Genomic DNA, 13117 nt, shown 5'->3' on the forward strand with positions numbered 1-13117 from the left:
ATCACCGTAGACAAGAAGCGTCCTCCACCATCCAGCGAACAAGCTCACCGAAGGAATACCCCGCATGAGCAGCCATTTCGGGCACGAGGGATGTCGGGGTCATTCCAGGCTGGGTATTCACCTCAAGCCAGATAACTTCACCTTCACCGGAGAACCGATCATCGAAGCGAAAGTCGGAGCGACTCACACCACGGCAACCGATAGCCTCGTGCGCCTTGACCGCCCATGCTTGTATTTTTTGGTAAATATTCGGTGAAATCTGCGCCGGAATGACGTGTTTTGAACCACCGGCAACATACTTGGCGTCGTAATCGTAGAACCCGGGACCAGTCGGAACGACCTCCGTGACACCGAGAGCCTGACCATTCATGACCCCACAGGTCAGTTCACGACCATAGACATAGCGCTCGACCATCACCTCGTCGCCGTAGCGCCACTCAGACGAAGTCACGACCTGCGGCGGATGGGACTGATCTTCACGAACGATCACAACACCGAAAGAAGACCCCTCACGCACCGGCTTGACCACATAGGGCGCAGGCATGGGATGAACATTGGTGAAATCCTTGCGATCCATAACGAGCGCATCAGCAACAGGCACGCCCGCAGCCTTGGCAACATGCTTTGCCTGAGCCTTATCCATTGCCAGCGCAGAGGCCAGCACACCCGAATGCGTGTAAGGAATTTCCAGATATTCGAGCACACCCTGGATAGTCCCGTCTTCACCGAAGGGACCATGAAGAGCGTTAAATGCAACATCAGGCCGAAGACCAGCCAGCACGGAGCCGACATCACGTCCGACGTCGACACGCGTCACACGATAGCCCTCGCCCTCCAGCGCATCCGCGCAGGCATTGCCGGACGACAGGCTGACAGGCCGCTCGGAGGAAAACCCTCCCATCAGAACAGCCACGTGCTTGCCACTCATCCGTCACCTCTTGAAAAATAACAATTCCCGGATTTCGAACCTCCACCGCCTATTGCGGCCAGCGACTCTCACCGAACTTGTCTCCCATTGGTGCAGCAAAATGGTTAACAAATCGTTTACTTTGCTTAACGAGGCAAACCAATGCACTGAAAACAAAGGATAAAATTACGAAGGAAATAGTTAACGCGACATTTGAGGAAGCCGCAGATCATGGCGCACTACCTTTCCTGCAGGACGTATCAGCCCGTCGCATGATTCTTCGCAAGACCTGTTTTTTTTGCATTTATTGCGACAGAAAGGGTTTCGGTCGCCATAAAATTACGATACTGCGCATGCGGCCCTCCCAAGAGCCATATAAAAAACCTTTTCTGAACTGGAATCAGTATGACTAACGCGACGCCCTCCGCTTCGCCGTCTGCTGAGCCGTTAGCGCCTGTTGCAACGAACTCTCCTGCACAAGTCCTGACGGCCAGCGTGGTCGGCACGACGATCGAGTTTTTCGATTTTTATGTTTATGCGACCGCCGCCGTCCTGGTGTTCCCGACGCTGTTCTTCCCCGGCAGCGACCCCACGAGCGCGCTTCTCGCATCCTTCGCAACCTTCTCCATCGCATTCTTTGCACGCCCACTCGGCGCGATCGTGTTCGGCCATTACGGTGACCGTATCGGCCGCAAGACGACGCTGGTCGCCGCATTGCTGACCATGGGTATTTCCACGGTCGTGATCGGCCTTCTGCCGACATATGAACAGATTGGCGTCGTCGCACCGCTGCTTCTGGCGCTTTGCCGTTTCGGCCAGGGCTTCGGTCTCGGCGGTGAATGGGGTGGCGCGGTTCTGCTGGCCACCGAAAACGCTCCTCCGGGCAAGCGCAGCTGGTACGGCATGTTCCCGCAGCTCGGCGCCCCGCTGGGCCTGTTCCTGTCCTCCGGCGTATTCTGGATCCTCCTGCACTTCATGTCGCAGGAAGCGCTGCTCAGCTGGGGCTGGCGCGTTCCATTCATCGCATCGATCATACTGGTCGCTGTCGGCCTTTGGGTTCGCCTTTCGATTACCGAGACCCCGGCATTCCAGAAGGCAATCGACAGCCATGAACGCGTCGAAGTGCCCGTCGCGGAACTCTTCCGCAAGCATAAGCGCAGCCTCGTACTCGGCACATTCGTAGCACTTGCCACTTTCGTGCTGTTCTACATCGGCACGGCCTATCTTCTGTCCTACAACGTCAAGGTACTGAAGATGCCGTTCCTGGATGCGCTGGAAGTCCAGCTTCTCGGATCTGTTGTCTTCGGTATCTTCATCGTCGTGATCGGCAAGCTCGCAGAGCGTTACGGCCGGCGCGAGATGCTGATCCTCACTAGTGCGCTGATTGCAGCCTTCTCGTTCCTCCTTCCAGCCTTGATGACCAACGGCGAAGGCATGATCTTCCTGTTCGTGATTCTGGCCATGGTTCTCATGGGCATGACTTACGGCCTGATCGGCACGGCGCTGGCTGCACCATTCCCGACCACGGTGCGCTATACCGGCTCGTCGATCACCTTCAACATGGCTGGCATCTTTGGCGCCTCCCTGGCTCCTTATATCGCCACCTACCTGCAGGCTAACTACGGCATGGCCTATGTCGGCTACTATCTGCTTGTTGCCGCCCTGATCACGCTTGCCTGCATCTTCCTGTCAGGCAAGGAAGAAGTCTGATCCTCAAGCAGACCGGAATCAAATCATAAGAAAAGCCCGCGAAGCCATTGGCCTCGCGGGCTTTTTTGTTGTCAGAATCTTGCCGGGTATTAGATTATTTCCGGAACAGATGCACATCTTGGATGCGATTATAATGTGCGTTCAGAAGCACGATAATCCAACCTGCATCAGCAATCACGAACGGCAAAATATCGAGAAAAAGAAGGGCGGGGTGTTCAGCTGATCCCCCTCCAAAAGACAGCGAGGCGCCAAGGTCATCAACCAGAAGCCGCACAAGCCGTCGAAGGCCAATCCGGAGAATTAGCCAGAGGCTTGGTCCGTTCATGGTGGAAAGGCACGATTCACGCCTCCTGAACGGACCGAGCGGCCGGTTATTCCGTGGTCGCGCCCTGGAAAGGCTTGACCTCACGCCCGGGCATGAAAATGCCGAGCCGCTTGATTTCCCATTCCAACTTGATGCCGGCATGTTCGAACACGCGCTGACGCACCATCTCACCGAGATATTCGAGATCGTAACCGGTCGCATGGCCGATATTGATCATGAAGTTGCAATGAAGCGACGACATCTGCGCGCCGCCATTCATCAGTCCACGGCAACCGGCATCATCGATCAGCTTCCATGCGGAGTGATCTGGCGGGTTCTTGAACGTGGAGCCGCCGGTCTTTTCCTTGATCGGCTGCACGGTTTCGCGGTGCTGACGCACGGCATCCATATCGGCGCGGATCTTGGCCCGATCTTCCGGATACCCTTCGAACACCGCGTGCGTGAAGATCAGATCTTTCGACGCTGCCGTATGCCGGTAGGTGTAGCCCATGTCTTCCTTGGAAAGCACGTGCTTGTTGCCCTGCCGATCAACGGCATGAACCTCGATCACGCGCTGGGACGTCTCGCCACCGTTTGCGCCGGCATTCATCCGCAAGGCGCCACCGATCGAGCCGGGAATACCATAATAGAAGGCAAAGCCGCCGATACCGTTATCCATGGCCATTGCGGCGATATGCTTGTCCGGGCAGATCGCACCGGCGCGAATGCGGTTTTCGCCGACAAGTTCGACCTGGCCAAATCCCTTGGCCGAGAGGCGGATGACAACGCCCGGAATACCGCCATCACGGACGAGAAGATTGGAACCGACGCCCACGACCGTCAGCGGCACCTCGGCCGGCAACAATTTCAGGAATGTCACCAGATCATCCACGTCATGCGGCTGGAACATCAGTTCCGCCAGACCGCCCGCCTGGAACCAGGTTACCCTCTCCATTGATGCGTCCGGCGTAAGCCGCCCGCGCAACTGGTTCACGCCCTCCCCGAGCGAGGCCAGCAGCTTTTCCCCATCTACCTGCTTCATACTTACTGTCCTGATATGCTTTCCAGTTCCCTCGGCAATGACGCCGCCCACTGTGTAATATTACCCGCTCCCAGAAGAACCACGAAATCACCTGGTTTCGCAATGCCTGAAACAATATGTGCCAGTTCAGCCGGCGACGCCATATAGCGCGCGTCGCGGTGGCCACCCGCACGGATGTGCGAGACCAGCGTCTCGGAATTGACACCTTCGATCGGATCTTCGCCCGCAGCATAGACCGGTGCAAGGATAATGCTGTCCGCGTCGTTGAAGCAGGTCGCGAAATCCTCGAAAAGGCTCGAAAGGCGTGAATAGCGATGCGGCTGGTGTACCGCGATGATGCGCCCCTTGCATGCCTCGCGAGCAGCTCTCAGCACCGCCTTGATCTCGACCGGATGATGCCCGTAGTCGTCGAATACCTGCACATCATTCCAGGTTCCCGTCAGCGTGAAGCGGCGTTTCACGCCACCGAACGCAGCAAGCCCCTTGCGGATATCCTCTTCCGAAATACCAAGCCGGTTGGCGACGGCAATCGCTGCCGTCGCATTGGAAATGTTGTGTCGACCCGGCATGGGCAGGGTCAGGTCCTTGAAATTGAAAACCCGACCTGTACGGCGACGGCGGATTTCAACATCGAAAGTCGCCTTCGTCCCATCCATGCGGATATTCGAAAAGCGTGCGTCGGCCTGCGGATTTTCGCCGTAGGTTACGACCTTGCGGTCCTCGATCTTGCTGACCAGTGCCTGAACCTCGGGATGATCGATGCACAGAACACCGAAGCCGTAGAACGGCACGTTCTCGACGAACTGGCGGAAGGCCGCACGAACCGCATCGAAATTGCCGTAGTGGTCCAGATGCTCAGGGTCGATATTGGTGACGACCGCGACTTCCGCAGGCAGCTTCAGGAAGGTGCCGTCCGATTCGTCGGCCTCGACCACCATCCACTCGCCTTCGCCCATGCGGGCATTGGTGCCGTAGGCATTGATGATGCCGCCATTGATGACGGTCGGATCAAGCCCGCCGGCTTCGAGCAGCGTGGCAACCATAGACGTTGTCGTGGTCTTGCCATGCGTCCCACCGATGGCGATCGCATTGCGAAAGCGCATCAGTTCGGCCAGCATTTCCGCACGGCGCACGATCGGCAGCGATTTTTCACGCGCAGCGATCAGCTCGGGATTGGTCTTCTTGATCGCAGTCGAAACGACGACCACTTCGGCATCACCGAGATTATTGGCCTCGTGACCGACGAAAACCTCGATCCCCTTGTCGCGAAGGCGCTGGACGTTGGCGCTGTCCGACTGGTCGGAACCCTGCACCTTGTGTCCGAGATTGTGCAACACCTCGGCAATACCGCTCATGCCGATGCCGCCGATGCCGATGAAATGTACGAGGCCGATGGCCTTGGGCATCTTCATGCCTGAACTCCACTTATAGTCTTCTTCTTGTATTCGGCGATCGGGCGCTTTTCTGCAATAGCAATGACGAGATCAGCCAGATCTTCGGTCGCGCGTGGCTTGCCGGCCTCCTTCGCATCCGCCGCCATCGTCTCGAGCCGATCGGGCTCGTTCATCGCAGAGGTCAGCAGCGCCGACAGCTTTTCCGGAGAAAGATCGGACTGTGCCACGACCTGCGCACCACCTTCCGCAACCAATGCAGCAGCATTCGCCGCCTGATCGTGATCTAGCGCATAAGGATATGGCACGAGGATCGACGGGCGTCCGATAACCGAAAGCTCACTGACGGTAGATGCCCCGGAACGGCAGATGACGAGATGCGCCTCGGCCAGCCGATCGGCCATATCGGTAAAGAACGGAGCGATATCCGCCGGGGCGTTCAACTTGGCGAAGCACGACGTGACACGATCCTTGTCTTCCTTGCGCGCCTGCTGGGTCACGATGAGACGTTCCCTCAGCGCTGGCTCCAGAAGGCTGATTGCCGTCGGCACGGCCGAGGAGAAGAACTGAGCGCCCTGGCTGCCGCCGAAAACAACCAGTCGGAACGGTGTCTCACCGCGCGATGCAACGTACGGGATCTTGGCGGCATCCAGAACCGGCGGGCGCACGGGATTGCCCGTTACCACGATCTTGGCCGCATGTTCGCCTCTACCTTCCGGAAGAAACCCGCCCGCGATTGCCTGAACGCGCTTGGCCAGCGCCTTGTTGGCGCGCCCCATGACCGCGTTCTGCTCATGGATCAACGTCGGAATTCCGAGGCCCGTGGATGCCAGAAGAGGCGGCACGGTCGGATAGCCACCGAAACCAACGACAGCCAGCGGACGGAGGCGGGACATGAGCTTCCGCGCAGCGCGAAGCCCCCTCCAGAGCGTCCATGCGGTCCTGGCCATCGCAACCGGGTTCTTGGACGCGAAGGTGGCGGAAGGCACGATATGGATTTCGTCGGCGGGGAATTTTCCCGCAAACCGCTCGGCGCGGCTGTCCGTCACGAGATGAACCGCATAACCGCGATTGCGAAGCTCATGTCCCAGAGCTTCTGCAGGAAACAGATGACCGCCGGTTCCCCCGGCGGCAAGAACGATCGTGCCCTTGTTCATTTACTCACTCCGCAGGAACGCCGTGCGCAGCCCGAAACAGGCTCCGCTCCTGTGCCCGCTTTTCGGGCCGGTGACGGGTCAGCGCCAGGATGAAACCGGCGGTGATGCAGATCGCAACCTGCGAGGAACCGCCATAGGAAATCAACGGCAGCGTCATGCCCTTAGCCGGCATCAGTTCGAGGTTCACGCCGATATTGATCATCGACTGGATACCAATCAGAAGGACGAGACCAGCGACGGCAAAACGGTTGAAGTCGTTGCGCTCCTTGAAGGCATGGTTCAACCCGCGCAGCACGATGAAGCCGAAGATCAGCACCAGCGCCATGCAAAACACAATGCCGAATTCTTCCGCAGCGACCGAAAAGACGAAGTCGGTATGGCTATCGGGCAGGATACGCTTGACGATCCCCTCGCCCGGCCCCTGGCCGAACCAGCCGCCACGCACGATCGCCTCATGCGCAGTTTCGATCTGGAACCGGTCGCCTTCGCCGGTGAGGAACTTGTCGAAACGCGCCGTCACGTGCGGCAGCATGTAATAGGCCGCCACGAGACCACCGGCGCCGACGCCGCCAAGCAGGAAAATCCAGATCCACGGCATGCCTGCCATGAAGAACATGCCGCCCCAGACGACACTGGTCAGGATCGTCTGGCCAAGGTCGGGCTGGGCGACCAGAAGTGCCGCCACGATACCGAAAAGAATGATCGCGAAGAGATTGCCGGGGATTTCCGGCTGCCGCGCATGCTCGGAAAACAGCCAGGCGCAGACGATCACGAAGGCCGGCTTCATGAACTCGGAAGGCTGGATCGAGAAGATCCCGACGCCAATCCAACGTCGTGCACCCTTGACCTCAACACCGAAAAACAGCGCCAGCACCATCAGCACCAGCGAGACGGCCAGAAGAATGATAGCCGTGCGCCGCACCTGCCTTGGGCTGAGGAATGAAAGGCCAAACATCACCACAAGCGACGGCACGATGAACATCGCGTGCCGCTCGACGAAATGGAAGCTGTCGAGACCTATACGCTCGGCGACCGCGGGCGAAGCGGCGAAGGACAGCATGAAGCCCAGCCCCATCAGCAGGATGAAAGCTGCAAGAAAATAGCGGTCGATCGTCCAGAACCAGTCTGCGAGCGGCCCTCGGTCTGCGCGGCTAACCATAGTCTCAGCTCCTGTTTCCGGTATCGACCAACATCGTCACGTCCTGCAGGTCGGCCACGAGTTGCACGAAGGCATCTCCGCGAACCTCGAAATTCTTGAATTGATCGAAGCTTGCGCATGCCGGCGAGAGCATCACTGCCGAAGCTATGGCATCGCCATCGGCGTCTGCTGATGCATGGGCGACGGCCTGTTCCAGCGTGCCGGAGATTTCGTAGCGCACGCTTTCGCCCAACGTGGCCGCAAATGCCGGCGCGGCCTCTCCGATCAAATAAGCTTTTACTATATGAGAGAAAAGTGGTGCGAGGCTTGTGATGCCGCCCTGTTTGGGAAGACCGCCGGCTATCCAGTAGATGCGATCATAGCTCGACAGCGCAGGTGCCGCAGCCTCCGCATTGGTCGCCTTCGAATCGTTGACGAACACGACATGGCCGCGGCGGCCAACAGGCTGCATCCGGTGCTTGAGGCCGGGAAATGATTTCAGTCCCTGAACGATCTCGGTCGGCGTAAGGCCGACCACCAGGCATGCAGCAACCGCGGCAGCCGCATTCTGGGCGTTATGCGCGCCCTTCAGCGTCGGAATACCATCGAGATCGACGAACAATTCGCTCGCACCACCATGCGCAAGCACGAGCTTCGTGCCATCCGCATAGATCCCGTCAGCGACAGGACTGCGCTTCGAAATCCGCTTCACGGCCACGCCTGCCCGTTCGACACGGTCAGCAATCAGGGTGCAGAAACTGTCATCGACGCCGATGATTGCTGTCTCGCTGCCTGCAACTAGACGCTCCTTCACGTCGGCATAGTGCTGCATCGTGCCGTGCCGGTCGAGATGATCGGGCGTCAGGTTAAGCAGAATGCCTGCGGTCGGGTTGAGCGTCGGCGCAAGATCGATCTGGTAGGAAGAGCACTCCACGACATAGAACCGCCCCGCCTTCGGCTCATCCAGCGTCAGAACCGCGGTACCGATATTGCCGCCAAGCTGCGTATCGCGACCGCTCTCTTTCAGGACATGAGCGATAAGAGCCGTCGTAGTCGATTTGCCGTTTGTGCCGGTGATTGCAATGAACGGACTATCCGGCGCATGGGCGCGCCGCTCGCGCACGAAAAGCTCCACGTCCCCGATGATCTCGACACCGGCAGCCTTCGCAAGATCGACGGTCCAGTGCGGTTTCGGATGGGTCAGCGGCACGCCTGGTGATAACACGAAAGCGGCCTGCTTCGACCAATCGATGCCCCTCAGATCGGCAACATTTATGCCGGCCTGCGAAGCCCTGGTTACGCTTTCGGGATTGTCGTCCCAGGCGGTGACATTCGCACCACCAGAAACAAGCGCCTGCGCTGTCGCGAGACCCGATCCGCCGAGTCCGAACAGTGCTACATTTCTACCCTTGAAAGTCGTAACCGGGATCATCGCAATATAACCGAAATTACCGAAGCTTGAGTGTCGAAAGTCCGAGCATCGCAAGGCCGACGGCAATGATCCAGAAGCGGATCACGACCTGACTTTCCGTCCAGCCGAGCTTTTCGAAATGATGGTGAATGGGCGCCATCAGGAACACCCGCTTGCCTGTCAGCTTGAAGAAACCGACCTGAATGATGACCGACAGCGTTTCCATGACGAACAGGCCGCCGATGATCGCCATGACGATCTCGTGCTTGGTAGCAACTGCGACTGAACCGATCAGGCCGCCGAGCGCCAGCGATCCTGTATCGCCCATGAAGATGGCGGCAGGCGGTGCGTTGAACCATAAGAAGCCCAATCCCGCCCCGATAACGGCGCCGAGAATGACCGCAAGTTCGCCGGTACCAGGCACGAAATTGATCTGCAGGTAGTTGGCGAAAACCGCATTGCCGGCCAGATAGGCGATAACGCCGAAGGACGCAGCCGCAATCATAACCGGCACAATTGCCAGACCGTCGAGGCCGTCGGTCAGGTTCACCGCATTGCCGGCAGCGACGATGACAAAGCCGCCGAACAGAATGAAGAAGAAGCCGATATTGAGGACATATTCCTTGACGAAGGGGAAAGCGACAGATGTCGCCAGGCCCGGATTGGACGCCTGGGCATGCATCGCCATGCGCATCATGAAGAATACGGCGATACCCGCGATCACAAACTCGATCCCGAGACGAGCCTTACCGGAAAAGCCCTTGTCCGACTGTTTGGTGACCTTCAGGTAATCGTCGTAAAAACCGATGGCGCCGAAACCAAGTGTCACGAGCAGCGTCGCTACGACATAGACGTTGGAAAGGTCTGCCCAGAGCAGTGAACCGCCGACGATGCCGGCGAGAATCATCAGCCCCCCCATGGTCGGCGTGCCGGCCTTCTTGAAGTGAGTCTGCGGACCGTCAGCACGGATAGGCTGGCCCTTGCCCTGGCGCACACGCAATGACGCGATCATCCGCGGGCCGAACAGGAAGACGATCAGGGCCGAGGTAAACAGGGCTGCGCCAGTCCGGAAGGTGATGTATCGGAACAAATTGAAAAACTGCAGTTTGTCCGACAGTTCGACAAGCCAGATCAGCATGAAGGCCCTTTCCCGAAGCCGCTAAAATTCAAAGTTGGTGGTCCGTGTCGGAGAATGCCGGATAGTTGTCAAGCAGACCGGCAACGATCTTGCCGAAACCGATGCCGAGCGACGACTTCACCATCACCACATCACCGGGCCTGACGGAGCGCACGACATAGTCGACGAGTTCCGACGTCTGTTCCCGGTATTCTACCTGAACGCTTTCCGGAAGCGCGTCGCGCAATACCGACATCTCCGCGCCGGCAAGCCAGACATGCTCTATCCCGGCAGCAAGCAGCGGCCCGGTCAGTTCCTCATGCAATTGCGCGGAAAACGCTCCCATTTCCAGCATGTCGCCAAGGACCGCAATCCGCCGGCCGGAAAGGTCCGGCGTGGTCGAGGCAAGCAAAGCGATTGCCGCCCGCATCGAGGCGGGGTTTGCATTATAGCTTTCGTCGATCAGCGTCAGATAGCCTTCGCCGATCGCAAGGCGGTGACGTTCACCCCTGCCCTTGACGGATTTGAGGCTCGCAAGCACTTCGATCGCCTGATCGAGATCGGCACCGACAAGATCGCAGGCGCCGAGCGCTGCGACGGCGTTCTCGGCGATATGCCGCCCGGGTGCACCGATCCTGATTTCGCGCGTTTCGCCGTCTAGAACGGCCCAGATCGTCGATCCCTCGCCGTCACCTTCGAAATCCGCCAGACGGAAATCCGCCTTGGCATGCTGGCCGAAGCTGCAGATCCGCGCAACACCCGCTTCCTTTGCACGCTCGGCCAGAAACTCGAACTGCTTGATATCGCGATTGAGCACCGCAACCCCGCCCTCGACGACACCGTCGAAGATCTCGGCCTTGGCCGCAGCAATTTCTTCAAGATCTTTGAAATGACCGAGATGGGCTGCAGCAATCGTGGTGATGATCGCCACATGCGGCTTGACCATCTGGACCAGCGGCGTGATCTCGCCGGCATGGTTCATGCCGATCTCAAAGACACCGAAATCGCTATCGGCCGGCATGCGCGCCAGCGTTAGCGGCACGCCCCAGTGATTGTTAAAGGACGCAACGGCTGCATGCACCTTACCCGATGGAGCAAGTACCTGGCGCAGCATCTCCTTCGTTGTCGTCTTCCCGACCGATCCGGTCACCGCAATGATGCGTGCACGGCTGCGCGCGCGCGATGCCACGGCCAGCTTGCCCAGCGCCACCAGCACGTCCTCGACCACGATCATCGGCACGGTCAGCCGCCCAAGTGCTGGAAGCTTTCCTTCGCTGACGACGATCAGTGGGGCGCCATTGGCAACCGCGATGCTCGCATAATCATGACCGTCCACGCGGTCGCCCTTGATAGCAAAGAACGCCTCACCCGCACCGATCGAGCGGCTGTCGATCGAAATGCCCGTGATGCCTTCCGGAAGCGTACCGATCGGGCGACCTTCCATGACGGTCGCCATCTCCTGCGATGTCCAAAGAAAGCTCACGATACCCTCTCCTCCAATGCACGGCGTAATTCGACATGATCCGAGAACGGCAATACCGTCGTCCCGATCGTCTGTCCTTCTTCGTGCCCCTTGCCGGCAACGATCAGCGTATCGCCGGATTTGAGCAGGTTCACGGCATGGCGGATCGCGCTTGCCCGGTCGCCGATTTCGATCGCTGCCGGTGCTGCAGCCATGATCTCGGAGCGAATGACCTCCGGAACCTCGGAGCGCGGATTGTCATCGGTCACGACAACGACATCGGCCAGACGTGTGGCAATTTCGCCCATGATCGGTCTCTTGCCCTTGTCGCGATCACCACCGCAACCGAACACGACGAGTACCTTGCCGCTGGTGAACGGCCGCACCGCGGTCAGCACTTTTTCCAGCGCGTCCGGCTTGTGGGCGTAATCGACATAGGCAAGCGCGCCATCCTTCGTATGACCGACAAGTTCCAGCCGGCCGGCAGCGCCGGTCAGCGTCTCAAGCGCCTTGAAAGCAGTCCTTGCATCAACACCTGTCGAAATCGCAAGCGCCGCCGCGACCAGCGCATTGGCCAGCTGGAAATCACCGGCAAGCGGAATGTCGATTTCGAAAATCTGGCCGTCGTGATGCACTTCAGCCATTTGCTTGTGGCGGAAATGCTCAACGCGCTTGACGCAGAGATAGTCGCCCTTGCGCCCGACCGTCCGCACATCGAGGCCAGACGCCTTGGCAACACGGATTGCTTCCTCGGACCAGGCATCGTCGGCGAAGATAACCGCCGGAGAACCCTTCGGCATCAGCGTATCGAACAGCCGCATCTTGGCAGCCATGTAGTCCTCAACCGTCGGATGATAATCCATGTGGTCGCGACCAAGATTGGTGAAGGCTGCAGCTGAAAGCCTGACGCCATCCAGACGCGACTGGTCGAGCCCGTGGCTGGATGCTTCCATGGCTGCGTGCGTGACACCTTCGTTAGCCAGTTCGGCGAGAAGCTTCTGCAGTTCCACCGGATCGGGCGTGGTCAGCGATCCGTAGTCATTGCGGCTAGGGGAAATGACGCCGGTCGTGCCGATCTGTGCGGCACTCAGCCCGGCATTCGCCCAGATCTGCCGGACGAATGACGCAACGGATGTCTTTCCCGCCGTGCCGGTCACAGCCACCATCGTTTCGGGCTGCTTGCCGAAGAAGCGTGCCGCGGCCAGTGCGACGAAACGACGTGGATTGGAAACGACGAGAACCGGGACATTCGCCTCGACCGGATGAGCGGAGACGGCAACCACGGCACCGCGCGCGGCAGCATCGCCGATAAAGCCCTCACCGTCGGCCTTGACGCCCGCCAGCGCGGCAAACAGCATGCCCGGCCTGATCTTGCGGCTGTCCAAGGAAATCCCGGTAATCTCGAGGTCTCCGAGAGGACCAGCGAGAAGGTCTTTAACTTCCGGAAAATCCGGACCGGCAAGATCGCGCAGTTTCAT

At 59.0% G+C, this 13117-nt stretch carries 10 protein-coding genes; 1 reads left to right on the top strand and 9 read right to left on the bottom strand.

What is annotated here, in order from left to right:
- Position 1: 1 nt before the first annotated feature.
- Positions 2 to 928 (bottom strand): D-alanine--D-alanine ligase, encoded by a 927-nt coding sequence (locus HNQ72_RS03350; protein WP_183989549.1) that lies wholly within the window; start codon positions 926 to 928, stop codon positions 2 to 4.
- Positions 929 to 1312: 384 nt separating this feature from the next.
- On the opposite strand from HNQ72_RS03350, the gene HNQ72_RS03355 reads away from it, so the two are divergent.
- On the top strand, positions 1313 to 2617 hold the full coding sequence (locus tag HNQ72_RS03355) for an MFS transporter (RefSeq protein ID WP_183989550.1): 1305 nt from the start codon (positions 1313 to 1315) through the stop codon (positions 2615 to 2617).
- Between the two features lie 371 nt (positions 2618 to 2988).
- Here the strand turns inward: HNQ72_RS03355 and murB are convergent, their stop codons facing one another.
- Genes murB through HNQ72_RS03395 form a run of 8 tightly spaced genes read right to left on the bottom strand, consistent with a single transcriptional unit; the run spans position 2989 to position 13117 of the window.
- On the bottom strand, positions 2989 to 3963 hold the full coding sequence (gene murB / locus HNQ72_RS03360) for a UDP-N-acetylmuramate dehydrogenase (protein ID WP_183989551.1): 975 nt from the start codon (positions 3961 to 3963) through the stop codon (positions 2989 to 2991).
- 2 nt (positions 3964 to 3965) lie between these two features.
- Positions 3966 to 5375 (bottom strand): UDP-N-acetylmuramate--L-alanine ligase, encoded by a 1410-nt coding sequence (murC, locus tag HNQ72_RS03365; RefSeq protein WP_148147614.1) that lies wholly within the window; start codon positions 5373 to 5375, stop codon positions 3966 to 3968.
- Complete coding sequence (murG, locus tag HNQ72_RS03370) at positions 5372 to 6511, bottom strand: undecaprenyldiphospho-muramoylpentapeptide beta-N-acetylglucosaminyltransferase (RefSeq protein ID WP_183989552.1); 1140 nt, start codon at positions 6509 to 6511, stop codon at positions 5372 to 5374. The genes murC and murG overlap by 4 nt, the downstream gene beginning before the upstream one ends.
- A 4-nt stretch (positions 6512 to 6515) precedes the next feature.
- Positions 6516 to 7670 (bottom strand): putative lipid II flippase FtsW, encoded by a 1155-nt coding sequence (ftsW, locus tag HNQ72_RS03375; protein ID WP_183989553.1) that lies wholly within the window; start codon positions 7668 to 7670, stop codon positions 6516 to 6518.
- A 4-nt stretch (positions 7671 to 7674) separates the two neighbouring features.
- Positions 7675 to 9081: a UDP-N-acetylmuramoyl-L-alanine--D-glutamate ligase gene (gene murD, locus HNQ72_RS03380; protein ID WP_183989554.1), complete on the bottom strand. Its 1407-nt coding sequence runs from the start codon at positions 9079 to 9081 to the stop codon at positions 7675 to 7677.
- Between the two features lie 16 nt (positions 9082 to 9097).
- Complete coding sequence (gene mraY, locus HNQ72_RS03385) at positions 9098 to 10198, bottom strand: phospho-N-acetylmuramoyl-pentapeptide-transferase (protein ID WP_183989555.1); 1101 nt, start codon at positions 10196 to 10198, stop codon at positions 9098 to 9100.
- A gap of 28 nt (positions 10199 to 10226) precedes the next feature.
- Positions 10227 to 11660 (bottom strand): UDP-N-acetylmuramoylalanyl-D-glutamyl-2,6-diaminopimelate--D-alanyl-D-alanine ligase, encoded by a 1434-nt coding sequence (locus HNQ72_RS03390; protein ID WP_183989556.1) that lies wholly within the window; start codon positions 11658 to 11660, stop codon positions 10227 to 10229.
- Positions 11657 to 13117 (bottom strand): UDP-N-acetylmuramoyl-L-alanyl-D-glutamate--2,6-diaminopimelate ligase, encoded by a 1461-nt coding sequence (locus HNQ72_RS03395; RefSeq protein ID WP_183989557.1) that lies wholly within the window; start codon positions 13115 to 13117, stop codon positions 11657 to 11659. Before HNQ72_RS03395 ends, HNQ72_RS03390 begins: the two co-directional genes overlap by 4 nt.

The sequence above is a fragment of the Aliirhizobium wenxiniae genome (genome assembly GCF_014201355.1).
Classification (GTDB): Bacteria; Pseudomonadota; Alphaproteobacteria; order Rhizobiales; family Rhizobiaceae; genus Neorhizobium; species Neorhizobium wenxiniae.

Excerpts from the sequence above, each read along its gene's own strand:
- murD (WP_183989554.1), bottom strand. The coding sequence starts at position 9,081 with ATGATCCCGGTTACGACTTTCAAGGGTAGAAATGTAGCACTGTTCGGA.
- HNQ72_RS03350 (WP_183989549.1), bottom strand. The coding sequence starts at position 928 with ATGAGTGGCAAGCACGTGGCTGTTCTGATGGGAGGGTTTTCCTCCGAG.
- HNQ72_RS03355 (WP_183989550.1), top strand. The coding sequence starts at position 1,313 with ATGACTAACGCGACGCCCTCCGCTTCGCCGTCTGCTGAGCCGTTAGCG.
- HNQ72_RS03395 (WP_183989557.1), bottom strand. The coding sequence starts at position 13,117 with ATGAAACTGCGCGATCTTGCCGGTCCGGATTTTCCGGAAGTTAAAGAC.
- murC (WP_148147614.1), bottom strand. The coding sequence starts at position 5,375 with ATGAAGATGCCCAAGGCCATCGGCCTCGTACATTTCATCGGCATCGGC.
- ftsW (WP_183989553.1), bottom strand. The coding sequence starts at position 7,670 with ATGGTTAGCCGCGCAGACCGAGGGCCGCTCGCAGACTGGTTCTGGACG.
- murG (WP_183989552.1), bottom strand. The coding sequence starts at position 6,511 with ATGAACAAGGGCACGATCGTTCTTGCCGCCGGGGGAACCGGCGGTCAT.
- murB (WP_183989551.1), bottom strand. The coding sequence starts at position 3,963 with ATGAAGCAGGTAGATGGGGAAAAGCTGCTGGCCTCGCTCGGGGAGGGC.
- mraY (WP_183989555.1), bottom strand. The coding sequence starts at position 10,198 with ATGCTGATCTGGCTTGTCGAACTGTCGGACAAACTGCAGTTTTTCAAT.